Source organism: Sedimentimonas flavescens (genome assembly GCF_025154035.1).
Taxonomy (GTDB): Bacteria; Pseudomonadota; Alphaproteobacteria; order Rhodobacterales; family Rhodobacteraceae; genus Rhodobacter; species Rhodobacter flavescens.
This window is the reverse complement of record NZ_JAOALJ010000003.1, coordinates 255,262-280,442: the sequence shown is the minus strand read 5'-3', so window position 1 is coordinate 280,442 and position 25,181 is coordinate 255,262. Positions and strand designations below refer to the sequence as shown.

Here is a 25,181-nt window from a genome sequence, read left to right as displayed (position 1 = left end):
TTACGCCGTCCGGCTGCGCTCCCAGAGCTGCCCGGCAACCCAGCCAAGCACCGCCCAGACCGCAAGCCCGACCCCGAGCACACGCGCCGAGAACATGGCGCCGACCTCAGGCGGGGCAACGCCGTAATACTCGTCGATCGTGGGCGCGCCAATGATATGCGGCAGCGCAAGCATGCCCACGGCCAGCGGATATTTCCACGCATGGTGCCCGTAGGCCAGCAGCGCAAGCGCCGTGCCAGTCAGCGCCACCGCGCCCCACCACCATACCTGGCGATCGCCAAGATCGGCGGCCACCGTGCCCGGCAGTTCGGGCGGCAGCCCAAGCGCAGGGGCAAGCTGGAAGCTCACGAAGCCCGCGATACCCCAAAGCAACCCCTCGACCGCGCCGACCCGCTTGCCGAGCGTCTCGGCCAGACCGAAGCCCGCCACCAGCAGCCCCGCATAAGAGACGTAGATCAGGATGGTGAAGAGAACCGTCAGCCCATTGCGCGTCAGCGCACTCGGATCGGCAGCCTCTGCCCCCTGTACGTGATCGTCGGCCGCCCCGGCCTCATGCGCGTGATCGGCCGGAGCCTCCAGCGCCGAGCCCGAGAAATGCGTCAGTTCGCCAGTCTCGTAACCTTCACCAAGCAGGATAACCTCCTGCACGAAAGCGAAGTGCAGCAGAGCGGCAATCAGCCCTGCTGCACAACCGGCGAACAACGCGCCGGTCAACATTCGTTGGAACATGCGTGGCGGATCAGTGGCAGGGGAAGCCGGTCGCGTGACGCATATCGTGGGCGGCATCGTGCAGCGTCGCCGACTGCGCGTGGCCAGCCACGAACATCAGGACCACGCCCATCACAACCATCGCCAGAACCGAAGCCAGACCCGAGGTGGTTTTCACCGAGGAAAGAGTCGTCATTTCATATCTCCCAGCCGTCACACCCGACGGCGTTAAGTTACACCTTGCAGGGCCGGTCTCCTGGCTCGCGGGTCACAGTCGGTCCTCGCCTTCCCACCCTTGCAGGCAGTGGCATTCCGAGGACCGCTCTCCGCTGACAGTCGCGGGGGCGGCTGGGGCTCGGGGCGCCTCGATTGGTCCGCCCGTTCCCCATTCCCGTTTCAGTCCCGATGCTTTGCACCTGATGGGACACCTTGCCCTTCCATCTACTCAGCGGCGCCGCAGCCGGTCAAGGACAATCACGGCGCTTCAGGGCCGAATGCGACCCTCAGCCCGGAATCCGCGCCAGCGCCTTGGTGCGCAGCGCGCCAAGCGGGCGCGCATCGGCGAAGTTCCCGTCCGCCGAGGCCGCATACAGCCGCGCGAAGGTGAGCAGGTCGGGCAGGTCCTCGGGCGTCAGATCGCCAAACAGATAGGCGGTCTTGCCCTCGGCGCGGAAGGCCAGGCTCGAGGGGCGCGTGCAGCCCGACATGCATTCGATCCCCTGCACCTCGGCCACAATTCCGGCCTCGCGCAGCGCTTCCTCCAGCGTTGCGCCGAAACCCGCACGGCCAAGCGCGCAGCTGGTGCAGACCGAGATCCTCACGCGATCACATCCGACAACGGGCCATAGAGGATCAGCGCCGGGTGGTCCGAGCGCGCATCGGCCAGTTGCCGCGCCAGATCCGCGACGGTCGTGCGCTGGATGGTTTGTTCCGGATGGCCCACGGCCTCGGCCAGCATCGCGGGGGTTTCGGGCGCAAGCCCATGCGCCATCAGCCCCTCGGCCAGGCGCGGGAAGGTGCGCTTGCCCATGAAGACAACCGTCGTCGCCCCGGGATCGGCCAGCGCCGCCCAGTTGATCGATTCGGGCAGGCCGCCGGTCACATCGGCGCCGGTCACGAATTGCACCCGCCGCGCGGTCAGCCGCCGGGTCAGCGGAATACCTGCCGCTGCCGCCGCCGCACAGGCCGAGGGCACGCCGGGGATGATCTCGCTGCCGATCCCGGCCTCACGCAGGGCGACAAGCTCTTCCTCAAGCCGCCCGAACAGCCCCGAATCGCCGGACTTGAGCCGCACCACACGCTTGCCGGCCAGGGCATGCTCGACCAGCAGGGCATTGACGTATTCCTGCTTGGCCGAGGGCTTGCCCGCCCGCTTGCCAACCGCGATCAACTCGGCCTGCGGACCGGCATGGCCCAGAACCGGGCCCGAAGCGAGGTCATCGAACAGCACCAACTCGGCGCGCGCCAGCCGATCCACAGCTTTCAGCGTGATCAGATCGGGATCGCCCGGCCCCGAGGAAACGAAAGAGACGAAACCGCTCATGAACTGGCCTCAGCTATCAGGTGAAAGAAAGTGCCGCTGACGCAGCCGCCGCCCGGCATCTGCCGGAACGATCCGGTCTCGGGGACGGCGGCGCCGGTGGCATCGACGACCTGCGCCAGCGGCGCATCGGGTTGCGACAGGATCGTCGCATAGTGAAACTCATGGCCCCGCAGCGCGGTGCCAGCGGCCAACGGGCCGACGGGGGCCGCCAGCCGCGCAAGCCGATAGCCCAGATGCATGCGCCGCTTGGCAAAGGATGTCTCCAGCCCCAAGAGCCCCGCCATCGCGTGGCGCGTGCCATCCGCGGCAACCAGCCCCGCGCCAAGCGCCATGTAGCCTCCGCATTCGCCATGAACCGGACGGGTCTGCGCGAAGGCACATAGGCCCGCGCGGAAGGTCTCGGCGGCAGACAAGCGGCCCGCATGTAGCTCCGGGTAACCACCGGGCAGCCAGCAGGCATCGGCGCTCGGGTCGGGCGCCTCGTCGGCCAGCGGCGAGAAGGGCAGGATCGTCGCCCCCTCGGCGCGCCAATCCGCGATCAGATGCGGATAGACAAAGGAAAACGCGGCATCCCTCGCCAGCGCGATCCGCGCGCCCGGGGGGGCCAGGCGGGGGCGCGGGCCGGGCACCGGCCCGCGCCCCCGCCCCGCAGCGACCGAGATCATCCGATCGAGGTCGCAATGCTCGGCCACGATCCGCCCGGCCTCCGCCAGCAGCTTATCCAGCGCATCGGTTTCTTCGGCCTGCACAAGGCCCAGATGCCGCTCGGGCAGGGCGATCCCCGCCGCGCGCGGGATGACGCCCAGAACCTCGATCCCGGCCTCTTCCATGCCCGCGCGCACCAGTGCCTCATGCCGGGGCGAAGCCACCTTGTTCAGCACGACACCCGCCACCTGCACACCAGGGCGCAGCGTCGCGAAGCCCTTGGCCACTGCCGCCGCCGATTGCGCCTGCCCCGACACATCGAGCACCAGAACCACCGGCCAGCCCATCAGCGCAGCAATATCGCCGCTCGCCCCCGTCCCCGTCTCGCCGGGTTTGGCAACGCCATCGAAGAGGCCCATCGCCCCCTCGGCCACGATCAGATCGGCCTCGACCGATGCCAAAGCCTCCAACTGCCCGCGCCCCATCGCCCAGGCATCGAGGTTGAACGAGGCCCGCCCCGCCGCCGCCGCATGAAAGGCCGGGTCGATGTAATCCGGCCCGCATTTGAACGGCTGCACATCCAGCCCGCGCGCCCGCAGCGCTGCCAGCACCCCCAGCGTCAGCGTGGTTTTCCCCGAGCCAGAGGCCGGTGCCGATATGATCAGCCCGGGCGTCATTCAGGCCCCGTTCCGGGAAAGCGCGGCTCTGTGCCCACGGGCCGGTAGCGGCGGTCGTAATCGCCTGCGTACAGGCGGCTTTCGTCGAACTCCTCGGCGCCAATCGAACGCCCGACAAGGATCAGCGCCGTGCGCTCCATCTCTTCGCCAATCGCGGTCTCCAGCGTGCCGAGCGTGGCGCGCACCACACGCTCATCGGGCCAGCTTGCACGCCAGACGACCGCCACGGGGCAATCGGCGCCGTAATGCGGGGTCAGATCCTCGACCACGTTCGGCAGCACATGAACCGAGAGGTGAATGGCCAGCACAGCGCCGGTGCGGGCGAAATTCTCAAGCGTCTCACCCTCGGGCATCGAAGTCGCCCGCCCCGAGGTCCGCGTAAGCACGACCGACTGCACCACGCCGGGCAGCGTAAGCTCGGCGCACAGCGTGGCGGCGGCAGCTGCGAAGGAGGGCACGCCCGGCGTCACGTCATATGGGATATCCAGCGCGCGCAGGCGGCGCAGCTGCTCGCCCATGGCCGACCAGACCGACAGATCGCCCGAGTGCAGCCGCGCAACATCCTTGCCCTCGGCATGGGCGGCGGCGATCTCCGCGACAATCTGGTCCAGCGACAGCGGCGCGGTATTCACGATCTTCGCGCCCGGCGGGCAATGGGCCAAAAGCGCCTCGGGCACAAGGCTGCCTGCATAGAGGCAAACCGGGCAGGAGGCGATCAGGTCGCGCCCGCGCAGGGTGATCAGATCGGCCGCCCCCGGACCCGCCCCGATGAAATGCACCGTCATTGCGTCTTCCCTTCCGCTACTGCCACGCTCACACCGCCTTGGGCCACGCGCCCCATAATCAACCGCGCGCCAGGCCCCGCCGCCATCAGCGCCGCCGCCTCGGCGACCGAGCCGGTGCCGAACAGCGCCTGCACCCGGTCGGATTGCGAGGGCGTCGCCACCCCCGCCACGTCATGGCCGCTGACCGGCAGGCCAAGTGCCACTGTCAATTCGGCCAACCGATCTGCCTTGTGCCCGATGGTCGCGAGCGCGGCAACAGGCCCCGCAACGGTCTCGGCCGCGCGCAAGGCGGTGAGCACGCCTTCAGGCGTAGCCGCGCTATTGAACCCGACCCCGGCGACCCTCATTTCACCACGCTCCATTGCACCACGGGGCGCGCCGCGTTCCAACCGCGCATTCCGCCAAGGGGTGCTGCCTGCGCCAGATCAATCCGCAGCAGATCGCCGCCATGCGCCGCTTGCATCTGCGCCAGAAGCGCCTCGGTTTCCAGCGTCACGCCATTGGCCACAAGCCGCGTGCCTGCGGGCAGCATCGGCCACAGCGCCGCGTAAAGCGCCGCATTGCCGCCGCCACCCACGAAAACCGCATCCGGCAGGGGAAGCCCTGCCAGAGCCTCGGGCGCGCGGCCCTCAATCGCCTCCATCCGGCCATCCAGACCAAAGTCCGCGATATTGGCGCGAATGTTGGTCACGCGATCCGCGCGCGTTTCCACCGTGATCGCGCGACCGCCCGCAAGGCACCACTCGACCGAGATCGAGCCCGACCCGCCACCGATGTCCCACAGCAATTCGCCCGGACGCGGTGCAAGCGCCGAGAGTGTCAGCGCGCGCACGGGCCGCTTGGTGATCTGGCCGTCATGCTGGAATGCGTCATCCGGCAGGCCAGAGGCGCGTGATAGACCCGCGTCTTTGGGCAGATTCGCGCCGTCGATGGCCACCGCAACCGGCGCCGCTATGTCGGTAACGTCGAAGCCTTCGGCGTTGGCCTGCCGCAGCCGCTCCTGCGTGCCGCCGAGGCGTTCAAGCACCATCAGCCGTGCCGCACCGAAGCCCGCCGCAACCAGCCATTTGGCCAGCATCGCAGGGGCGGCACCATCGCGCAGCGTCACCACCGCGCACACACCGCGCGCCAGAACCGCGCGTAGCCGTGCAAATGCCGCCGCATGCAGGCCCATGCAAACCGTTTCCTCGATCTTCCAGCCCATCCGCGCGCAAGCCAGCGAGAACACCCCGGCCAGCGGGATCGCGCGCCACTCGCCCGGCTCCAGATGGCGGGCAAGCGTGCCGCCCGCACCGAACCAGAACGGGTCACCCGAGGCCAGCACCACGGTGGGACGCCCGCGCCATTCCAACACCGGGGCAATATCGAAGGGTACCGGCCAAGCACGCCCGCGCGCGTCCACCGCCACCAGATCCAGGTGACGCGGTCCGCCAAAGATCACCTCGGCGCCCGCAATCGCCGCACGGCTTGCATCCGACAGCCCTTCAAGGCCATCTTCGCCCAGACCGACGATTGTCAGCCACGGATCAGCCATGACGCGCATCCTTCTTCTGGGCGGCACCACCGAAGCCAGCCGCATGGCCCGCGCGCTGGCCGAGGCTGGCCTGCCCGCCGTCTTTTCCTATGCCGGCCGGACCGAAGCGCCCGTGGCCCAGCCGATCCCCACGCGGGTCGGCGGCTTTGGCGGCCCGGAGGGGCTGGCCGAATACATTCGCGCCGAGGCGATCACCCATGTGATCGACGCAACCCATCCCTTCGCCGCGCAGATGAGCCGCAATGCGATCACCGCCTGCGCGGTCAGTCACACGCCGCTGCTGGCATTGGAACGCCCCGCATGGGTGGCGCAACCGGGTGACAGCTGGACCCATGTGCCCGATATTGCGGGTGCCGTCGCGGCCCTGCCCGACACCCCGGCGCGCGTTTTCCTGGCCATCGGCAAGCAGAACCTGACGGCCTTTGCCGCCAAGCCCCAGCACCATTACCTGCTGCGCCTTGTCGATCCGCCCGAGGGCGCCCTGCCGCTGCCCGACGCGCAGGCCGTGATCGCCCGCGGCCCCTTCTCGCCCGAGGGCGACGAGGCCCTGCTGCGCGCCCACGCCATCACCCATATCGTCGCCAAGAATGCCGGCGGCGCCGGGGCCGAGGCGAAGCTGATCGCCGCGCGCGCTCTGCACCTGCCGGTGATCCTGACCGACCGCCCCGCCCTGCCCCCGCGCGAAACGGTGGCCAGTGTGGACCGGGCACTGGCGTGGATCGCCCATCACCGCCCCCCTGCCGAGCGCGGCGTGTAAACCCATCTGCCCACCCGCCGCGTCGCCGAATTACCGACGATGACGACGGTGCGCATATCGGCCATCTCGGGCGTGGCCTCGGCCAGCGGCACGGTCACGATCCGCTCTTCCGGGGTCGAGACCGCGCGCGCAAACAGGATCAACCGCTCGGGCTCGCATTCCTCGCGCAGCACTTCCAGCACCCGCTCGAACTGATGCGGGCGGGATTTGGAGCGCGGGTTGTAGAAGGCCATCGCGAAATCGCCCCGCGCGGCATGGCGCAGGCGATGCTCGACCATCTCGAAGGGTTTGAGGTTGTCGCTGAGGTTGATGGCACAGAAATCATGCCCAAGCGGCGCCCCGGCATGGGCGGCGGCCGCCAGCATGGCGGTGATGCCGGGCAGAATACGGATGTCGGTTTGCGCGAACTCGGGCGCCACCTCCAGCGCCTCGAAGAGCGCCGAGGCCATGGCGAATACGCCCGGATCGCCCGAGGAGACCACGACGACCCGCTTGCCCGCGGCCGCCATCTCCAGCGCGTGGCGTGCGCGGTCCAGCTCGACCCGGTTATCGGAGGGGTGCAGCGTCAGCCCCTCGCGCGCGGCGACGCGGGCGACATAGGGGATGTAGCCCACCACATCGGTGGCCTCGGCCAGCGCGGCCGAGACCTCGGGCGTCACCAGATCCTCGGCCCCCGGCCCAAGCCCCGCAACGGCGATCCAGCCGCTCATTCCGCGGCCTCCGCGATCTCGGGGCGGCGGCCCTGTCCGTGGACAAGGACGATAGCGAAATAGGGACAGTCGTGATCCTCGACCTCGGCCAGACGATCGACGCGCTGGCCCTTCATGGTGCCACGCTCAACCAGCCAGGCCTCGCCCAACCGGCCCGCGCGGGCCAGCGCGCGCTTGACGCGTGGCAGGTTGCGGCCGGTTTTCATGATCACGAGCGCATCCGAACCTGCGGCATGGGCGGCCAGTTCATCCTCGGGCAGGGTGCCCATCAGGATGGTCAGCACATCGTCGCCCCAGGTGATCGGCTGGCCGGTCACGTTCCAGCAGCCGGTCATGCCGGTGATGCCGGGGATCACGTCAACCTGCACCCGATCCTTGAGCCGGATGTAAAGATGCATGAACGAGCCGTAGAAGAAGGGGTCGCCCTCGCACAGCACGACGACCTCCTGCGTGGCGGCCAGATCGGCCAGGCGGTTCGCCCAGTCGTCGTAGAACTCGGCCAGCAGGCGGATATACTCGGGGCTGTCGAAGGGGATCTCGGTCGTGACCGGATATTCCATCGGGTATTCCAGCGCGCCCACGGCCAGCATCCCCTCGACAATCTGGCGCGCCTGACCCTTGCGGCCCTTCTTGCGGAAATAGGCGACATGGGTCGCGCCCCGGATCGCGCGATCCGAGCGCACCGACATCAGTTCCGGGTCACCGGGGCCAAGGCCCGCGCAAATGATCCTGCCCATTTCTCACTCCTTCCGAGAGGCGAGCGCGTTGACCGCCGCCACGGTGATTGCCGAGCCGCCCAGTCGTCCCTCGACCGCCATCGCGGGCACGGGGGCTGCCTCCATCAACGCCGCTTTCGATTCCGCCGCACCGATGAAACCGACGGGGCAGCCGATGATCGCGGCGGGGCGCGGGCAGGCCGGGTCTTCGAGCATGTTCAGCAGGTGAAACAGCGCCGTCGGCGCATTGCCGATGGCCACCACCGCGCCTGCAAGCTTCGGGCGCCACAGCTCCAGCGCGGCGGCCGAGCGGGTATTGCCCATCTCGCGCGCCATCTCGGGGACGCGGGGATCTTGCAGGGTGCAGATGATCTCGTTGTCCGCGGGCAGGCGCGCGCGGGTAATACCCTCGCTGACCATGCGCGCGTCGCACAGGATCGGCGCGCCGGCCTCAAGCGCCGCGCGGGCGGCAATCGCCATGCCGGGGGTGAAGCGGACGTGCTCCTCAAGCCCGACCATGCCCGCCGCATGGATCATGCGTACCACCACGACCTCCTCCTCGGGGGTAAAGCGGGCCAGATCGGCCTCGGCCCGGATGGTGGCGAAGGACTGCACATAGATCGTTGCGCCGTCCTTTTCGTATTCGTAAGGCATCAGGAGAACTCCGGGAGATCGGGAATTTCGGTAGGGTCGAGGGTCACGCGGGCGGGCGTATCCGCCGCCGTGCCATCGGTGACAAGGTCATAGCCGCGCTCGGTGGCGACCAGCGCCAGATCTGCGCGCGCAGGCCAGGCGCAGCCCTTGGCGCAGCCCGAGACATGCAGGATGCGCCCCTTGGGAACGCGCGGCGCAAGGGCGCGCGCCAGATCGCGCGTCGGCCCCTCGGCCTGAAGGCAGCCGGGCGCGCCGGTGCAGGCATAGACGCGCAGAAGCGGATCAGTGGCATCGATGATCAGGCCAGGCAGTTCGGGCATTTCGCGCAGGCCCTCAATCAGAACCATGCGCCAGGGCGTGATCCGCAGTGGACCAAGGCGGCCAAGCGCCCAGAAGGTCTCGGCCTGCATCTGGCCGAACTCGAAGGCCACAAGCGCGCCCTGCGCAACCAACCCCGGGCCGGAGGGTGCAAGGGCGGGCGCGGGCGCCAGCACCGCGCCTTCGGGGTATGCGCCGCGCGCGATCAGCGAGGCCATCCGACCCCGCCCGTTCACGACGCCGCCCTGATCGACGAACCAGCGCGCCAGATCGACGGCGGCCTGCACAGCAGCCTCGGGCGCGACGGGCGCGCCCAGGTCCATCCCCGCCGCGCGCAAGATCAGGCGCCCATCCGCCGCACGTTCAAGGCGAATGTCGGCGGGCGTGTCGGCCATCAGCGGCGCAGGCCCAGTATCGAGGGCAAAGCCGAACTTGCCGGGCAGTTCCGGCGCATCGGCCAGCGCCGCGACCAGATCAGCGGCGAGCGCATCGGTCTGCGCATCGGCGAAGGGGGTGACGATGACATTGCGCCGGGTCTCGGCGGCGATGTCGGCGTCGATCAAGCCAAGCGCGGTCAGATCGGCGATCAGCGCGGAGTGGGTTTCGGCGCTCACGCCCCGCAGCTGCACATTGGCGCGGCCCGACAGGTCGATCAGCCCGTTACCGTGGGCGCGCGAAGCCGTCGCGATCCCCGCCGCCTGCTCGGGCGTGATCCGCCCGCCGCGCGGGCGCACCCGCACCACGAGACCGTCGCCCGAGGCCATCGGGCGCAGCGCGCCGGGGCACCAGCCTTGCACCTTGAAGCTCATGGCGTGCCCTCCAGCGTTGCGGCGATCGAGTTGCGGCGCGTCGCCCACAGACCGGCCTCGGCCAGCCGCTGAAACAGATCGCGCATCGCGGCCAGCGCCTCGGGATTGGCCTCTTGCATGAAGGCCACGATCTCGTCGCGGCCAAGCGTCGCTTCGTGGTACAGGTCGAACAGATGCGGCGGCACCACCTGCGCCAGATGCGCGAAGGCCGCCATGTGATCGAGCGTCGCCGCGATTTCGGCCGCGCCGCGATAGCCATGGGCCGTCATGCCATCCGACCAGGCCGGATTCGCGGCGCGGGCGCGCACGACGCGGGCGATCTCTTCGGTCAGGGTGCGGGCGCGGGGGCGGTCGGGTTGCGTCGCATCCAGGTGGTAAAGCGCGGGTTTCGCCGCCCCAAGCCGTGCGAGCGCCGCGGCAAAGCCAGCCTCATGCGCGGCATAATCGGCGGCCAAAAGCACGTCGCTTTCGGGCAGATCCTGCGCATGAACGAAACTGTCGGCGCCCTTCAGGCGTGCCTCAAGCCCGGCACGGTCATCGCGGCTTTGCCCATCCGCGCCGATGGCGAAGGACGAGGCCGCGATCCAGGCCTCTCCGGCCGCGGCGCGGGCCTCGGGGGTGAAAGCGTCCATCGCGGTGCCCATGCCAAGGCCATACTGGCCGGGGCGCGGGCCGAAGACGCGGGCGGCGCGGGCCAGATAGGGGTTGTCCTCGGGCGCCTCATCGCGTGCGGCCAGTGCTGCGGCCCCGGTCTCGAAGAGCTGCGCAAGACCCGGGAACACATCGCGGAACAGACCCGAGACCCGTAGCGTCACGTCGATACGCGGACGGCCAAGCAGCGCCAGCGCGATCACCTCGACCCCGCTCACCCGGCCCGAGCTGGCATCCCAAACCGGCTGCAACCCGGCCAGATGCAGAGCCATGGCAAATTCCTCGCCCGCCGTGCGCATCGTGGCCGAGCCCCAGAGGTCAATCACCAGCCCCTTGGGCCAGTCGCCCTGATCCTGCAAATGGCGGCGCAGGAGTTCCTCGGCCAGCTTGACGCCCTGACCATGCGCTGCCCGGCTTGGCACCGCGCGCGGATCGACGGAAAAGAGGTTCCGCCCTGTCGGCAGCACGTCCGAGCGCCCGCGTGAGGGCGAACCCGACGGCCCCGGCGCAACGCGACGACCGGCAAGCGCATCGAGCACGCCCGCGCGTTCCTGCGCGCCGCAGATGCCGGTGCCGAACACATGCAGCCCCTCGCCGAACTGGCTTTCCTTGATGTCACATACAAAGCGGTCGATGCGGGTAATCGCCTCGGCAGCGCTGGCCTGCGCGGGAATGCCAAGGTCGTCCTCGACGCCCGAGGCGCGGGCCTCGGCACGAATGTCAGCGATCAGGCGATCACGCCGCGCGGGGTCAAGCCCGTCGGCAGTCGAGTATTCATCGAGCAACCGCTCAAGATGCGTCATCCCCTCGGGCACCGAGGCCGCGACCTGCGGCGGCGGCACATGGCCCACGGTGACCGCCCCGATGCGGCGCTTGGCCTGCGCGGCCTCGCCGGGGTCATTGACGATGAAGGGGTAGATCACGGGCGTCGCACCGATCAGCGCCTCGGGCCAGCAGGCGCCCGAGAGCGCCACGGCCTTACCCGGCAGCCACTCCAGTGTGCCATGCGCGCCCATATGCACCAGCGCGTCGATCCCCTGCGCGCGCAGCCACAGATAGAAGGCCACATAGCCATGGCGCGGGGTGCGCGTCAGGTCGTGGTAATCGTCATCGCGGGTGGTTGCATCGCCGCGCTCGGGTTGCAGCGCGACGAGGGCCGAGCCGCAGCGTAGGGCCGCGAAGTGGAAGGAGTTATCCGTCACCGAAGGGTCATCGCTCGGCGCACCCCATGTGGCGGTCAGATCGTCGCGCAACGCCTGCGGCAGGGTCGCCAGCGCGGCAAGGTAATCGTCCATCGGCCAGGAAACGCGCGTCTCGGCCAGCGCGCCCAGATCGGCCGGGGGGGCGATGTCATGCCCCCCCTTAGCCAGCGCGGTCAGCAGTTCCTCGGTCGAGGCCAGCGCATCGAGGCCCACCGCATGGGCCATCTGCCAGGCCCGCCCCGGATAGGTCGAGAGCACCACGGCCAGCTTGCGCTGTGCCGGTCCGAGCTGACCAAGCCGGTGCCAGGCGACGACGCGGGCCACCACGGCCTCGATCCGCTCGGCATCGGCGCGGTGGGCAAAGCGGGAATACTGAAGATCGGCGTCCTTGCGACCGGGTTGCTTGAAAGAGACAACGCCGCCAAACAACCGCCCGTCCACCTCGGGCAGAACCACATGCATGGCAAGATCGGCAGGGGAGAGGCCGCGCTCGGCCTCCGCCCAATCGCGGCGGCGCGCGGTGGACAGCGCCACCTGAAAGACCGGGCAACCGAAGGCGTCGAACGGCGTGCGCCCATCCAGCCCCTGCGCCGAGAAAGCGGTGGCATTGACCACGGCCACCGGCGCAAGCCCCTGCCCCGCAAGCCAATCGGCAAATCCCGGCGCCTTGAGCGAGGCCGCGAACACACCGCAGGCGGCGAAGCCCGCGCGGCGCAGCGCCGTGATCAGCGCATCAACCGGGTCGGTATCCGCCGCCGTCAGATACGAGCGGTAGAAGCTGACCAGAACCAGCGGCCCCTTGGGCGGCGTGTCGATCACACCTGCTTGCGGGTCGTAGAGTCCCATCGCCGGAACCTCGGTCGCGCCCTCGACGGGCGCGGCACTCAGCCCGGCGGCCTCGGCAAGCGTTGCCAGCGCGGCCTGCGCTGCCACCGCCCCGCCCGCATCGCACAGATCCTTGAGCCGCCGCAGCACTGGCACCGGCAGGGTCGAGACCTCATCGAGCCGCGCATCCTCGCGCCCGTCGGCGGGCAGTACCGCCAGCGCGATCCCGCGCCGCCGCGCGAGATCCTGAATCGAGGCGATGCCGTAGGGCCAATAAGGCTCGCCCCCGATCAGGCGGATCAGGATCGCCTTGGCGCCTTCCAGCGTTTGTTCAACATAGGTATCGACCGAGATCGGATGCTTGAGCGCCACGATATTGGCCAGCCGAAGCGTCGGCAGCCCGCCCGACGCGCGATGCCAGCCCGCCGAGAAAGCGCCGAGATCGGAATCCGAGAGGGACAGCACGACCATCTCTGCGGGCGTCTGCCCCAGATCGGTCGGCGTCTCGGTTTCCTCGAGCCCGTGGCTTTCGCGGAAGACGACATGCATCAGGCGGCAGCACCTTCCATCAGCACGGCGCGGATCGCGTCTTCGTTCACATCGTCATGCTCGGCGATGACAACAAGCGCGGTGCGGCGAGTGTCAGCGCCCCAGGGGCGGTCGAACTGGTGGCGCACGCGCTCGCCCACGGCCTGCACCAGCAGACGCATCGGCTTGCCCGACACGGCGACATGGCCCTTGACGCGCAGGATGTTCTGCTCCCGCGCGAGGCGTTCAATCGCGGCAACGAGGCGCGCGGGATCGGCTACCTCAGGCAGCTCGATCACGACCGTGTCGAAATCGTCATGCTCGTGGTCGCCATGGTCATCGTGATGCGAGGGGCGCGCGGCCAGATCGTCTTCGGCGGCGGCGCCAAGACCCAGGATCACCTTGGGGTCGATCACGCCCTCGGTCAGCGGCAGGATCGGAAGCTTGCGCGGCGCCTCGGCCTCGATCACCGCGCGCGCGGCGCTTAGGCCCGCTTCACCGGCAAGGTCGGCCTTGGACAGCAGCACGATGTCCGCACAGGCGATCTGGTCTTCGAACACCTCGGACAGCGGCGTTTCATGGTCGATGGAGTCGTCGGCCTCGCGCTGCGCGTTCACCGCCTCGACATCGGGGGCGAAGCGGCCCGCGGCGACAGCCTCGGCATCGGCCAGCGCGATCACGCCATCGACCGTGATGCGCGAGCGGATCGCGGGCCAGTCGAAGGCTTTGAGCAGCGGTTTGGGCAGCGCAAGACCCGAGGTCTCGATCAGGATGTGATCGGGGCGGGTCGGGCGCGCCATCAGCGCCTCGATGGTGGGGATGAAGTCATCGGCGACGGTGCAGCAGATGCAGCCATTGGCCAGCTCGACGATGTTCTCGTCGGGGCAGTTCTCATCGGCACACTGGCGCAGGATCTCACCATCGACGCCGACGGTGCCAAACTCGTTGACCAGCACGGCCAGCTTCTTGCCCTGCGGATTGGCCATCAGGTGGCGGATCAGCGTCGTCTTGCCCGCGCCGAGAAAGCCGGTGATCACGGTCACGGGGATTTTGGTCAGGTCGGTCATTGCTCACTCCTGCGGGGGAATACGGGCAAGGCTTTGCTTGCGGAAAATCACGGGGCGCTCGCGCCACGGCACAAGGCCGTCTTCGCTGGCGGCATAGGCGGCTGCGCCTTCAAGGATGTCGGCGGCATCGGCCGAGGTCATGCGGCCATAGACATAGGTCCATTTGCCCGGCGCGCTGAGCGCGACCGAGCAGCCATTGGAACAGGCCGAGAGGCATTCGACGGGTCGTATCTCGACGCCTGCGGGCGCGCCGCGACGTTCCAGAGCGCGGTACAGCATGGCACCCGCGCGCTCATCGCTCGCGACGTTCAGCGGACAACCCGCGCAACTGCCGTTTACGACCCGATCGTTCGGGCAGCCATCGCAAACCGTCTCCGAGGCGCGGCAGGTCGTACAGACATGTAGAATGGCGCTCATCGAGGCCCCTTTCGTGCGGCGACCGGGGCGCTATCCAGAGGCGCGCCCGATCGAGGGCCGCCTGCCGGTTGCGGAACACCCCGTCCGCCCGTTCATTTCCTCGCGCGGGCAGGTCTCCCGGCTTGCGGATCCCGGGCCCCCGAGGTGGGTAGGCCCATCGGTTGGCCCACCTTCCCGGCATCTGCCAGTGGTCGGGCCGACCTCTCCGGTCACGGTCGCGGGGGCGGCTGCGCTTCGGGTTTGGACGTCTCTCGGTCGCAAACCTTGTCGCATTCCCTCTTCACCTGTCATAGGACAGGACCAGCGCGCCCTTTCCCTGAGACAGGCGCCCCCCTTTGTCAAGAACGAGGACCGCCGCAATGACCACTGAAAGCGACGACCGTAAGGATTCCGACCGCCACGCCACCAAGATGGCAAAGAAGAAGGCCGCGCGGGACAAGATCATGGCAACGAAATCGGGCGAGAAGGGCCTGATCATCGTCCATACCGGGTCAGGCAAGGGTAAGTCCTCCTCGGGATTCGGCATGATTCTGCGCTGCATCGCGCACGGCATGCCGTGCGCCGTCGTGCAGTTCATCAAGGGCGCCTGGGATACGGGCGAGCGCCGGCTTCTGACCGAGAATTTCGGCGATCTTTGCCAGTTCCACGCGATGGGCGAGGGCTTCACTTGGGAAACCCAGGATCGCGAACGCGACATCGCCGCCGCCCGTGCGGGGTGGGAAAAGGCCAAGGAGCTGATCCGCAACCCCGAGATCCGCATGGTCTTGCTTGATGAGATCAACATCGCGCTGCGCTACGATTACCTCGACCTGAACGAAGTACTGGAGTTCCTGCGTAACGAGAAACCCGCCCTGACTCATGTCGTTCTGACCGGCCGCAATGCCGCCGAGGGTCTGATCGAAGCGGCCGACCTGGTGACCGAGATGACACTGGTCAAGCACCCGTTCCGCTCAGGCGTAAAGGGCCAACCGGGCGTCGAGTTCTAACAAAGGCCGGACCGGGGGCCAGCCCCCGGACCCCCGAGGTATTTCGACCAAGAAGAACGGAAAGGGTTTCTTAACCGTGATCAGCCAAGATGGTTTTGCGGTACAGGGAGAGGTCCCGATGACCGCCCAAGGAGAAAGCGCCGCGCCTCCCCCGCTTCGGCGGCCCGAGGTGCGGCGCCCAAATCTTCTCCCTTTCTTCTTGGCTGAAAATACCTCCGCCGGAGGCATCCGCAGTTTCAAACCGCGCAGCATCGGGAGGGTTTGATGACGGCGATCATGATCCAGGGTGCAGGTTCAAACGTGGGCAAGTCGATGCTGGTGGCGGGGCTGTGCCGCGCAGCATTGCGGCGCGGGCTGAGTGTTGCGCCGTTCAAGCCGCAGAACATGTCAAATAACGCAGCGGTGACGGCGGACGGCGGCGAGATCGGGCGGGCGCAGGCCTTGCAGGCGCTGGCCTCTCGGCTTGAGCCTATCACCGATATGAACCCGATCCTGCTGAAGCCCGAAACCGATGTCGGGGCGCAGGTCGTGGTGCAGGGTAAGCGGGTCGCGACTGTCAAGGCGCGCGACTATGCGGCGCTCAAGCCTCAGTTGATGGGTGCGGTGCTGGAAAGTTTCAACCGGCTCAAGCAAACGCATGACCTTGTGATCGTCGAGGGGGCAGGCTCTCCCGCCGAGGTCAACCTGCGCGCGGGCGACATTGCCAATATGGGATTTGCGCGCGCCGCCGATGTCCCGGTGATCCTGGCGGGAGACATCGACCGCGGCGGGGTGATCGCGCAGATCGTGGGAACGCAGGCCGTGCTCGACCCAGAGGATGCGGCGATGATCGCCGGTTTCCTGATCAACAAGTTCCGTGGCGACCCGAGCCTGTTCGACGACGGCTACCGGCTGATCGAGGCACGCACGGGCTGGCGCGGGTTCGGGGTGCTGCCCTGGTTTGCGCAAGCGCATAAGCTGCCCGCCGAGGATGCGCTCGACCTGCGATCCGGACCCTCCTCGGGCGGGGTCAAGATCGCCTGCCTCGCGCTTTCACGCATCGCGAATTTCGATGACCTCGACCCGCTGAAGGCCGAGCCGGGCGTCGATCTGGTCATGGTGCGCGCGGGCGAGACGATCCCCTGCGATGCGCAACTGGTGATCATTCCGGGTTCGAAATCCACGCGGGGCGATCTGGAGTTTCTGCGAGCGCAGGGATGGGACATCGACCTCATGGCGCATTACCGGCGCGGCGGGCATGTGCTGGGCATCTGTGGCGGCTATCAGATGCTCGGCCGTGTCGTCCGCGACCCCGGCGGGATCGAGGGCGCTCCGGGGGAAACGGCGGGCCTCGGGCTGCTCGACGTCGAGACAGAAATGACGCCCGACAAGCGCCTGACGCGCACGCGGGCGGTGCACGCCGCCTCGGGGTTGGAGGTTGAGGGCTACGAGATCCACATCGGCCGCACCGAAGGCCCGGACCGCGCGCGCGCCTTTGCGAAGGTCGAGGGCCAGCCCGAGGGTGCGATCTCGGCCTGTGGGCGTGTGACGGGCAGCTATCTGCACGGGCTCTTCGCCGCCGATGCCTTCCGCGCGGCCTTCCTTGGGCAGATCGGCATTGCCGCCTCGGGGCTCAGCCATTCGTCCGGGGTCGAGGCGGCGCTCGACGCGCTGGCCGATCACGTCGAGGCGCATCTTGACGTCGCGGGGATATTGTCGCTCGCGCGTTAGGCGCGGGGATATTGTCGCTCGCGCGTTAGGTCAGTGCCGATTGCAGGCGTTCCCATTCGGCGGGGGAGCCCGGTAGGCCAAGGCGGATCCAGCGGTCCGAATAGGGGAAGATGCGGCTCCAGATCTGATGGCGCGCGAGGTGCTTTTGCGCCGATGCGGCGTCGGGCGTCGCGTAGGTGCGGAAAAGCGCGCAGCCGCCGACCAGGGACCAGCCCGCCCTCTCTGCCATGGCGTCGATACGGATGACCTCGGCTTCAAGCCGCGCGATGGTGTCGCGCCGCCAATCGGCATCAGCCAGCGCCGCGCAGCCGATCTCGATCGCCGCGCCCGAGACGGGCCAGGGGCCGGCCATATCCGAGAGGCGGGCGATAAGGCCCTCAGGGCCGAAGGCGAACCCTAGGCGCACCCCTGCAAGGCCCCAGAACTTGCCGAAGGAGCGCAGGACGAGGATCGGGCCGGGATCGGCGATCACGGAAAGCGCGGGCGTCGGGTCGGCGAAGCTCTCATCAACGATCAGTTGGCCTACCTGTTGCGCTAGCGCGCGCAGAGCCTCGGGCGCATGACTGCGCCCATCGGGGTTGTTCGGATTGACCACGATGGCCAGATCCGCACCCGCCAGATCCTCAAGAGCCGAAACCTCGGTGACACTCCAGCCCGCCGCACGCAGCGAGGCCGCATGTTCGTTATAGGTGGGAGCCAGAACGCGGGCCTGACCCGGTGGCATCAGGCGCGGGATCAGCTGGATCGCCGCCTGCGCCCCGGCAAGCGCCACGCCCGGCGCCTTCGTTCCGAAAGCGGCTTGGGCGGTGCTCATCAGGCGCGCCTTGGCCTCGGCAGTGGGCAACATGGTCCAGGCCTCGGGCGGCAGGGCAGGCAGCGGATAGGGGACGCGATTGATGCCGGTCGAGAGGTCGATCCAGTCATCCCCGCCGTAATGGGCCTTGGCCCAGTCGATATTCCCACCGTGATCGCGCATCACATCCCCAGCACCGCCAGCGCCCCGATCAGCGCGGTCAGACCCAACATCGTGCGGCGGTAAAGCGCAAGTCCCCGGTCAAGGTCAACCGCCCCCGGATCGGGGCAGGCGCCGTTCACCCAAGGCTCCTCGGCCACGCGGTCGGCGTAGATGCGGGGGCCCGACAGCCGCACGCCAAGCGCCCCGGCCATTGCCGCCTCGGGCCAGCCCGCATTGGGCGAGCGGTGATGGCGCGCATCGCGCATCATGCAGGCCAGCGCCCGGCCCGCGCGCCCCGAGGCCAGCGCGAACAAAAGCCCGCTCAGCCGCGCGGGGATCAGGTTCACCAGATCGTCGATCCGGGCCGAGGCCCAGCCGAATTCCTCATGGCGCGGGGTGCGATGACCGATCATCGAATCGAGCGTGTTGATCGCCTTGTAGGCCGCAATCCCCGGCAACCCAGCGACCACGCCCCAGAACAGCGGCGCCACGATCCCGTCGGAGCTGTTCTCGGCGAGGCTTTCCAGCGCGGCGCGGGCGACACCGGCCTCGCCCAGACGACTCGGGTCGCGGCCGACGATCATCGACACGGCATGGCGCGCGGCGGGCAGATCGCCCGCCACCAAGGGGCGCGCGACCGCGACAACGTGATCATGCATCGAGCGCAGTGCCACCAGCGGCCAGGCCAGAATGCCGCCCAGAAGAATACCCGGCCAACCCTGCGGCAGGGCCGACTGCACGGCCAAGGCGATCCCCCCGGTCAGCCCGATGACAAGCAGGGCCGCAGCCACCCCGCGCAGGCGACGCGCAGGCCCCTCGAAGTTCCAGCTGCGGTCAAGCCAGCCGATCAGCGCGCCGATCCAGGTCACCGGATGGCCGATCCGCGCGTAAAGGGCAGCGGGCCAGCCGAAGGCCAGATCGCAGCCGATGGCCACCAGCATCATCGCGGCGAAACTCATGCCGAGCCTCCGCGAAACTGGATCACGCCGCGCAGACCTGCATCGCGCAGCATCTGAACAGCGCCGGCCGGAACGCATCCCGGCGCAAAGATCAGCCCGCGCGCCGCGCCGGTATGGGCGATGCAGTAGCCAAGGGCCCCTGCACGCCACGCAAGCTCGGCCGTCGGATCGCCAGCGGGGCCACGCAGCGCCAGCGTCCGCGCGGCGCTTTCCGAGGTAAGCGCGGCGAACCCGGCAAGATCGCTTGTCCCGCGCCAGGCCTGCACGAGATCGGCAATGTCGGGAAAGTCGCTATCCGTGGCAATCGTGCGCCGCGGCGCCCCCCAAAGGCCACCGATCATCTCGAAGCGCGGCACGGGCGGCAGCGACGCAAGGCACCGCCCCTGACGCGAGGCCCAGAGCATCCGCTCGGGGCGCACGAACATCAGCGGGTCCGAGGCGCCCTCGACATCAATACAGGCCGCCGCCAGATCCTGAGGGTGCCCGCGCCAGCCAGCCAGCAACGCCAACGCAACGAGGCTCGCCGTCGAAACGCCGGTACCGCAGCCGGGCTCAGCCATCGGGTGCAGGGCAAAATACCCGCGCGGGCGCAGGTTCAGCCGCGCCAGCATCTGCCGCGCAAGCGCAGGGGTCAGAAGCCCGCCATGCAGGTTCAGCCCCGCGCGCGGCGCGGATTGCCCGCGCACCCCAAGCGCCGGGCACGGCACCGAGATCAGCGCAACCGGACCCGAAGGCCCGATACGCCCCTGAAGGAACTCTCCGAAATGGCCTGGCACATGGATCACGCGAACACCCGATTTACCTCGGCCACCGACCAGCCTCCGCGCGGATGGACCTGCACCCGCGTCAGCGACAATGGCGCGATCTGAAACGCCAGACCGCCCGGAACCGACCCCGTCGCCAGCGCCAGCGCCACCCGCACGATCCCGGCATGGGCGACGATGGCCACCTGCCCGCCGCGCCCGCCGACATCGTGCAGGGCCGGGGCGATACGCGCATGCAGATCGGCAAAGCTCTCTCCCTGCGGCGGTCGGTGCTCGGCCAGCTCGGCCGTCGAAAGCGCGCCAATGTCGGGCAGATCGCCGAAGGGCAGCCCCTCCCACGCGCCGAAATCCTGCTCCCAGAACCTTGGATCGGTCTGTCCGGTCAACTCGGGCCAGAGGGTGCCCGCCGTCTGCTGGCAACGCAACGCGGGGCTGACCACAAGCGCAGGCGGCACACCCAGGGCCGCGCGCATCCCGGCGAAGGCCGCCGCATCCGAGCAATCCGCCGGAACGTCCCTGCGCCCCGCCAATCGCCCGCCATTGATCTGCGGCGCATGCCGGATCAAAAGCAGTTCGGTCGCCTCCTCACGGGCCATGGTCGCATTTCTCCTTCCGTCTTAGCGCCGTTTCTGCTTTGTCAGCGCGCAAGGAACAAGAGGCACGATGACTCGCATCATTCTGGTCACTGGCGGCGCCCGCTCGGGCAAAAGCCGTATCGCTGAGGAGCGGACGCTCGCATTCGGGCGCCCGGCCAGCTATATCGCGACCGCCCAAGCCTTTGATGCAGAAATGGAAAAGCGCATCGCAACGCATCAGGAGCGGCGCGGCGCCGAGTGGGTGACCCATGCCGAACCGCTCGATCTGGTCGGTGCGCTGAACCTGACCGAGGGCCAGCCCCGGCTGGTCGATTGTCTGACACTGTGGCTGACAAACCTGATGCTGGGCGGCCATGACTGGCAATTAGCAGGGCGCGAACTGGTTTCAGCCCTGCCCCGGCAGGCCAGCCCCGTGGTGCTGGTCACCAACGAAATCGGCGCCGGGATCGTGCCCGAAAACAAGCTTGCCCGAGACTTCCGCGATGCCGCGGGTCTTCTTAACCAATGGGTCGCGGCAGTGGCGGACGAAGTCACGCTTGCCGTCGCGGGCCTGCCACTGAAAGTAAAGTGATGCGCTTCGAGTCCCTGTCCCAGATCGCCGCCCTGGCAAACACCCTGCCCGCCCGCGATGCCGCCGCCCGCGCTGCTGCCCTTGCGCGGCAAAACAGCCTGACCAAGCCCCCGGGATCGCTTGGCCGGCTTGAGGATCTGGCGCTGTTCATGGCCGAATGGCGCGGCACCGACCGCCCGGCGATCACCAAGGCGCAGGCGCTGGTCTTTGCCGGCAACCATGGCATCTGCGCGCAGGGCGTGAACCCCTACCCGCAGGCCGTGACCGCGCAGATGGTGGCGAATTTCGAACATGGCGGCGCGGCGATCAACCAGCTTTGCCGCGCGAATGGCGCCGATCTGAGCGTGGTCGCGCTCGATCTGGACAATCCCACGGCCGACTTCACCACCGGCCCCGCGATGACCGAGGCCGAAACGCTCGACGCGATGAACCGTGGCGCGGCAGCGGTGGACACCGGCGCCGATGTGCTGATCCTGGGCGAGATGGGCATCGGTAACTCGACGATCGCTGCGGCGCTCACCTCGGCGCTGTTCGACGCGACGCCTGCCGATTGGGTCGGGCCGGGCACCGGCTCGGACGCGGAAGGCATTCGCCGCAAGATCGTGGCTATCGAAAAGGGCCTTGCGCGGCACGGTGGACAGAACGCCATGGCAACGCTGGCCGCCCTTGGCGGGCGCGAACAGGCGGCGATCTGCGGTGCGGTTCTCGCGGCGCGCGCCGCGCGTATCCCGGTGATCCTTGATGGCTTCATCTGCACCGCCGCCGCCGCGACCCTGCATGCCGCCGATCCGCGCCTGCTCGATCACTGCGTGGTCGGCCATGCCTCGGCCGAGCCGGGCCACCGCCGCCTGCTGGCCGCCATCGACAAGAAAGCCATCGTCGAGTTCGACATGCGCCTTGGCGAAGGCTCGGGCGCGGCACTGGCGCTTGGTATCCTGCGCGCGGCGCTGGAGTGCCACAACGGCATGGCCACCTTTGGCGAGGCGGGGGTCTCCGAGGCATGATCCGCGCGGCGCTTGGACAGGTGCAACTGGCGGTGATGCTGCTCACGCGGCTGCCCGCCGGACGCCTGCCCGAGCCCGCGCCCTCGATGGGCGCCAGTGCCTGGGCCTTTCCGCTGGCCGGTCTGGCGGTCGGTGCGATTGCTGCGGTTGTTCTAAGCGGCGCAATGGCGCTTGGGCTGCCGCCCATGCTGGCGGCCGGCCTCGCGCTGGCGGCGCAGATCGCCGCGACCGGCGCGCTGCATGAAGACGGTCTGGCCGATGTCTGCGACGGGTTCTGGGGCGGCCATGACCCCGCCCGGCGGCTAGAGATCATGCGCGACTCGCGCATCGGCTCCTACGGCACGCTTGGGCTGATCCTGTCGGTCGGGCTGCGCTGGCAGGCGCTCAGCCTGCTGGCAACAACAGCCCAGCCTTGGCTTGCGATTGTCGTCGTGGCGATGACCAGCCGCGTGGCCTCTGCCGCTCTATTGGCCGCGATGCCGCCCGCCCGCAGTGACGGGCTTGGCCGCGCAGCCAGTGGCGTCACCGCCCGCGCCGCGATCATCGCCGCCGTGATCGCAGTGCTACCCGCGCTGGCCGTTCCCGGTATGGGCGCGGCCATCGCCGTTCAGATCGTGCTCGGCCTCAGCCTCGCCGCCCTCGCCCGGCGCAAGATCGGCGGGCAGACCGGCGACGTTCTGGGCACCGCGCAGCAACTGGCCGAGATCGGCGCGCTCCTGACCCTCGCCGCCCGCGCTTAGCGTTTTTTCAACGCATCGAGCAGCGCCGCGCCGAACGCACCGGTATCGCCACCCTTCGGACCCGCCTGCATCGGCCCGCGCGGAGCCTTGCCCTTGGGCGCGCCCTTGTTGGCGTCCCGCGCGGCGCGATCCTCCTTGGCGCTGGTGCCGCCATCCTTGCGCATGGTCAGGCCAATGCGCTTGCGTGGCACGTCCACCTCGGTCACGCGCACCTTCACTACATCGCCCGCTTTCACCACCTCATGCGGGTCTTTGATGAACCGGTCCGCCAGCTGGCTGACATGGACCAGCCCGTCCTGATGCACGCCGATATCGACGAAGGCACCAAAGGCCGCGACATTGGTGACGGTGCCTTCCAGCACCATGCCCGGTTTGAGGTCGGTGATCTCCTCAACCCCGTCGGTGAAGGTCGCGGTGACAAAGCTCGGTCGCGGGTCACGGCCCGGTTTTTCCAACTCGGACAGGATGTCGCGCACGGTCGGCAGGCCAAAGCTTGCATCGACGAAATCCTCGGCGCGCAGGCGTTTGAGCGTCGCGCTGTCGCCCATCAGGGCGCGAATGTCGCGCCCGCAGGCCTTCACGATGCGGCGCGCGACGTCATAGGCCTCGGGGTGGACGGCCGAGGCATCGAGCGGCTCGGATCCATCGCGGATACGCAGGAAGCCCGCGCATTGCTCGAACGCGCGGGGGCCAAGGCGCGCGACCTTCAGCAGATCGCGCCGCGCGGCAAAGGCGCCGTTCGCATCGCGATGCGCCACGATGGCTTCGGCCAGCCCCGGCCCGAGGCCGGAGACATGCGCCAGAAGCGGCGCCGAGGCAGTGTTGAGATCCACACCCACCGCGTTCACTGCATCCTCGACCACGGCCTCAAGCGAGCGCCCAAGCCGGTGCTGATCGACGTCATGCTGATACTGACCGACACCGATCGACTTCGGCTCGATCTTCACCAGCTCCGCGAGCGGGTCCTGCAGGCGCCGCGCGATCGACACGGCGCCGCGCAGGCTCACGTCCAGATCGGGGAATTCACGCGCCGCCAGTTCCGAGGCCGAGTAGACCGAGGCCCCGGCCTCGGACACCACCACCTTGGTCGGCGCCATGACGGAGGCGGGCAGCGCGCGGATCAGGTCGGCGACCATACGCTCGGTCTCGCGGCTGGCGGTGCCGTTGCCGATGGCGATCAGTTCAACCCCGTGGCGCGCGATCAGTGTCATCAGCGCCGCCTGTGCGCCGCGCAGATCGTTCTTGGGCTGGAACGGATAGACCGTCGTCGTCTCGACCACCTTGCCGGTCGCATCGACCACGGCGACCTTGACGCCGGTGCGGATTCCGGGGTCTAGGCCAAGCGTCGGGCGCGCGCCTGCCGGTGCGGCCAGCAGCAGATCCTTGAGGTTACGGGCGAAAACCTGAATGGCCTCATCCTGTGCCCGGCCGCGCAGATCGCCTAGCAGGTCAAGCATCATCGACAGGCTCAGCTTGACGCGCCAGGTCCAGCCCGCCGCAGCCCGCAACCAAGCATCGGCCTTGCCGGTGCCGCGCGCCTCAAGCGCCGCGGCGACCATCGCCTCGGCCCGCGCGACGCCCTCTTCGTCGGGGGCGATGTCCAGCGTCACGACCCCTTCGTTCGAGGCCCGCAGCATCGCCAGCGCACGGTGCGAGGGTACATCCGCCCACCGCTCGCGATGGTCAAAATAGTCAGAGAACTTGGCACCCTTGTCTTCCTGCCCGGCGATGACCTTTGCCGTCAGCAGAGCCTCTTTCTGCAGGAAGGCACGCAGATCGCCCAGAAGCGCGGCGTTCTCGGTCAGGCCCTCGGCCACGATGTCGCGCGCGCCGGTCAGGGCATCCTTGACCGTGGGCACCGCCTCGGACAAATAGCCCGCCGCCAGCACCTCGGGGTCCGCCGCGCGGTCAGAGAGGATCGCCTCGACCAGCGGGCCAAGCCCGTTTTCCCGCGCGATCATCGCTTTGGTGCGGCGCTTGGGCTTGTAGGGCAGGTAGATGTCCTCCAGCGCCGCCTTGGTCTCGGCCTGCTGGATCTGACGCGCAAGCTCGTCGGTCAGCTTGTCCTGCTCGGAGATCGACTTGAGGATCGCCGCGCGCCGCGCCTCCATCTCGCGCAGATAGCCGAGGCGCTCGGCCAGCAGGCGCAGTTGCGTGTCATCCAGCCCCCCGGTGACTTCCTTGCGGTAACGCGCAACGAACGGAACCGTTGCGCCTTCGTCCAGCAGGGCGGTTGCCGCCCGCACCTGTTCGGGGCGCGCGCCAATGTCTTTGGCGATGGTCTGGGCAATGCGCTGTTCGGTTTCCAAGGCTGTCCTCCCGGCTGGCTGGGCAGCCTTCTTAGCGGGCG

26 protein-coding genes and 2 riboswitches are annotated in these 25,181 nt (G+C 68.7%); of the genes, 6 read left to right on the top strand and 20 right to left on the bottom strand.

Going from position 1 to position 25,181, the window contains the following annotated elements:
• The 8 genes from N3C64_RS07935 to cbiE all read right to left on the bottom strand — a co-directional run bounded on the left by N3C64_RS07935 (position 1) and on the right by cbiE (position 5,892).
• A complete protein-coding gene (locus N3C64_RS07935; protein ID WP_311201872.1) occupies positions 1–717 on the bottom strand; it encodes a CbtA family protein in 717 nt (238 codons plus the stop codon).
• A 22-nt stretch (positions 718–739) separates the two neighbouring features.
• Entirely contained in the window at positions 740–904 is a 165-nt protein-coding gene (locus N3C64_RS07930; RefSeq protein WP_260013749.1) for a CbtB domain-containing protein, read from the bottom strand.
• Between the two features lie 33 nt (positions 905–937).
• A riboswitch (cobalamin riboswitch) is annotated at positions 938–1,155 on the bottom strand.
• Positions 1,156–1,211: 56 nt separating this feature from the next.
• A complete protein-coding gene (locus N3C64_RS07925) occupies positions 1,212–1,529 on the bottom strand; it encodes a DUF1636 family protein (protein ID WP_260013747.1) in 318 nt (105 codons plus the stop codon).
• Positions 1,526–2,251, bottom strand: coding sequence for a uroporphyrinogen-III C-methyltransferase (gene cobA, locus N3C64_RS07920; RefSeq protein WP_260013743.1), 726 nt, complete (start codon positions 2,249–2,251; stop codon positions 1,526–1,528). The genes N3C64_RS07925 and cobA overlap by 4 nt, the downstream gene beginning before the upstream one ends.
• Complete coding sequence (locus N3C64_RS07915) at positions 2,248–3,573, bottom strand: cobyrinic acid a,c-diamide synthase CobB (protein WP_260013741.1); 1,326 nt, start codon at positions 3,571–3,573, stop codon at positions 2,248–2,250. The genes cobA and N3C64_RS07915 overlap by 4 nt, the downstream gene beginning before the upstream one ends.
• Complete coding sequence (gene cobM, locus N3C64_RS07910) at positions 3,570–4,358, bottom strand: precorrin-4 C(11)-methyltransferase (RefSeq protein WP_260013738.1); 789 nt, start codon at positions 4,356–4,358, stop codon at positions 3,570–3,572. Before cobM ends, N3C64_RS07915 begins: the two co-directional genes overlap by 4 nt.
• Positions 4,355–4,705: a cobalamin biosynthesis protein gene (locus tag N3C64_RS07905; RefSeq protein ID WP_260013736.1), complete on the bottom strand. Its 351-nt coding sequence runs from the start codon at positions 4,703–4,705 to the stop codon at positions 4,355–4,357. The genes cobM and N3C64_RS07905 overlap by 4 nt, the downstream gene beginning before the upstream one ends.
• Positions 4,702–5,892 carry a precorrin-6y C5,15-methyltransferase (decarboxylating) subunit CbiE gene (cbiE, locus tag N3C64_RS07900; protein ID WP_260013734.1) on the bottom strand — a complete coding sequence of 397 codons (1,191 nt, stop codon included), beginning with the start codon at positions 5,890–5,892 and terminating at the stop codon, positions 4,702–4,704. Before cbiE ends, N3C64_RS07905 begins: the two co-directional genes overlap by 4 nt.
• Between cbiE and N3C64_RS07895 the strand changes: the two genes are divergently transcribed.
• Positions 5,891–6,649 carry a cobalt-precorrin-6A reductase gene (locus tag N3C64_RS07895; protein WP_260013732.1) on the top strand — a complete coding sequence of 253 codons (759 nt, stop codon included), beginning with the start codon at positions 5,891–5,893 and terminating at the stop codon, positions 6,647–6,649. The genes cbiE and N3C64_RS07895 overlap by 2 nt on opposite strands.
• On the opposite strand, the gene cobJ is transcribed toward N3C64_RS07895, so the two are convergent.
• From cobJ to N3C64_RS07860, 7 genes are read right to left on the bottom strand one after another with little or no spacing between them, the layout of a single operon-like run.
• Positions 6,619–7,359: a precorrin-3B C(17)-methyltransferase gene (gene cobJ, locus N3C64_RS07890; RefSeq protein ID WP_260013731.1), complete on the bottom strand. Its 741-nt coding sequence runs from the start codon at positions 7,357–7,359 to the stop codon at positions 6,619–6,621. The two genes, N3C64_RS07895 and cobJ, sit on opposite strands and share 31 nt — an antisense overlap.
• Positions 7,356–8,096, bottom strand: a complete 741-nt coding sequence (locus N3C64_RS07885; RefSeq protein ID WP_218629943.1) for a precorrin-2 C(20)-methyltransferase — start codon at positions 8,094–8,096, stop codon at positions 7,356–7,358. The genes cobJ and N3C64_RS07885 overlap by 4 nt, the downstream gene beginning before the upstream one ends.
• A gap of 3 nt (positions 8,097–8,099) precedes the next feature.
• Positions 8,100–8,729, bottom strand: a complete 630-nt coding sequence (locus N3C64_RS07880) for a precorrin-8X methylmutase (protein WP_260013728.1) — start codon at positions 8,727–8,729, stop codon at positions 8,100–8,102.
• Positions 8,729–9,856: a precorrin-3B synthase gene (cobG, locus tag N3C64_RS07875; RefSeq protein WP_260013726.1), complete on the bottom strand. Its 1,128-nt coding sequence runs from the start codon at positions 9,854–9,856 to the stop codon at positions 8,729–8,731. The genes N3C64_RS07880 and cobG overlap by 1 nt, the downstream gene beginning before the upstream one ends.
• Positions 9,853–13,083, bottom strand: a complete 3,231-nt coding sequence (gene cobN / locus N3C64_RS07870) for a cobaltochelatase subunit CobN (protein WP_260013724.1) — start codon at positions 13,081–13,083, stop codon at positions 9,853–9,855. Before cobN ends, cobG begins: the two co-directional genes overlap by 4 nt.
• The gene (gene cobW, locus N3C64_RS07865) at positions 13,083–14,129 is read right to left on the bottom strand and encodes a cobalamin biosynthesis protein CobW (protein WP_218629947.1); all 1,047 of its coding nucleotides are present in this window, start codon (positions 14,127–14,129) and stop codon (positions 13,083–13,085) included. The genes cobN and cobW overlap by 1 nt, the downstream gene beginning before the upstream one ends.
• Before the next feature lie 3 nt (positions 14,130–14,132).
• Positions 14,133–14,546 (bottom strand): DUF1636 family protein, encoded by a 414-nt coding sequence (locus tag N3C64_RS07860; RefSeq protein WP_260013722.1) that lies wholly within the window; start codon positions 14,544–14,546, stop codon positions 14,133–14,135.
• Between the two features lie 90 nt (positions 14,547–14,636).
• Positions 14,637–14,866: riboswitch (cobalamin riboswitch) on the bottom strand.
• Positions 14,867–14,905: 39 nt separating this feature from the next.
• Here N3C64_RS07860 and cobO point away from each other — a divergent pair.
• Both cobO and N3C64_RS07850 read left to right on the top strand, forming a co-directional pair.
• Positions 14,906–15,532 carry a cob(I)yrinic acid a,c-diamide adenosyltransferase gene (gene cobO / locus N3C64_RS07855; protein WP_260013720.1) on the top strand — a complete coding sequence of 209 codons (627 nt, stop codon included), beginning with the start codon at positions 14,906–14,908 and terminating at the stop codon, positions 15,530–15,532.
• A 264-nt stretch (positions 15,533–15,796) separates the two neighbouring features.
• Entirely contained in the window at positions 15,797–17,242 is a 1,446-nt protein-coding gene (locus tag N3C64_RS07850) for a cobyric acid synthase (protein WP_260013718.1), read from the top strand.
• A 25-nt stretch (positions 17,243–17,267) separates the two neighbouring features.
• Here N3C64_RS07850 and cobD read toward each other — a convergent pair whose 3' ends face one another.
• The 4 genes from cobD to N3C64_RS07830 are packed head-to-tail and all read right to left on the bottom strand — an operon-like array spanning position 17,268 to position 20,516.
• Positions 17,268–18,218 (bottom strand): threonine-phosphate decarboxylase CobD, encoded by a 951-nt coding sequence (gene cobD, locus N3C64_RS07845; protein ID WP_260013714.1) that lies wholly within the window; start codon positions 18,216–18,218, stop codon positions 17,268–17,270.
• Positions 18,218–19,156: an adenosylcobinamide-phosphate synthase CbiB gene (gene cbiB, locus N3C64_RS07840; protein ID WP_260013713.1), complete on the bottom strand. Its 939-nt coding sequence runs from the start codon at positions 19,154–19,156 to the stop codon at positions 18,218–18,220. Before cbiB ends, cobD begins: the two co-directional genes overlap by 1 nt.
• Positions 19,153–19,941: a propanediol utilization protein gene (locus N3C64_RS07835; protein WP_260013712.1), complete on the bottom strand. Its 789-nt coding sequence runs from the start codon at positions 19,939–19,941 to the stop codon at positions 19,153–19,155. The genes cbiB and N3C64_RS07835 overlap by 4 nt, the downstream gene beginning before the upstream one ends.
• Positions 19,938–20,516, bottom strand: coding sequence for a histidine phosphatase family protein (locus N3C64_RS07830; protein WP_218629954.1), 579 nt, complete (start codon positions 20,514–20,516; stop codon positions 19,938–19,940). Before N3C64_RS07830 ends, N3C64_RS07835 begins: the two co-directional genes overlap by 4 nt.
• 67 nt (positions 20,517–20,583) lie before the next feature.
• On the opposite strand from N3C64_RS07830, the gene cobU reads away from it, so the two are divergent.
• Genes cobU through cobS form a run of 3 tightly spaced genes read left to right on the top strand, consistent with a single transcriptional unit; the run spans position 20,584 to position 22,831 of the window.
• Positions 20,584–21,087 carry a bifunctional adenosylcobinamide kinase/adenosylcobinamide-phosphate guanylyltransferase gene (gene cobU, locus N3C64_RS07825; protein ID WP_260013711.1) on the top strand — a complete coding sequence of 168 codons (504 nt, stop codon included), beginning with the start codon at positions 20,584–20,586 and terminating at the stop codon, positions 21,085–21,087.
• On the top strand, positions 21,087–22,091 hold the full coding sequence (gene cobT, locus N3C64_RS07820; protein WP_260013709.1) for a nicotinate-nucleotide--dimethylbenzimidazole phosphoribosyltransferase: 1,005 nt from the start codon (positions 21,087–21,089) through the stop codon (positions 22,089–22,091). Before cobU ends, cobT begins: the two co-directional genes overlap by 1 nt.
• A complete protein-coding gene (gene cobS / locus N3C64_RS07815) occupies positions 22,088–22,831 on the top strand; it encodes an adenosylcobinamide-GDP ribazoletransferase (RefSeq protein ID WP_260013707.1) in 744 nt (247 codons plus the stop codon). Before cobT ends, cobS begins: the two co-directional genes overlap by 4 nt.
• On the opposite strand, the gene N3C64_RS07810 is transcribed toward cobS, so the two are convergent.
• A complete protein-coding gene (locus N3C64_RS07810; RefSeq protein WP_260013705.1) occupies positions 22,828–25,140 on the bottom strand; it encodes a Tex family protein in 2,313 nt (770 codons plus the stop codon). The genes cobS and N3C64_RS07810 overlap by 4 nt on opposite strands.
• Positions 25,141–25,181: the final 41 nt, after the last annotated feature.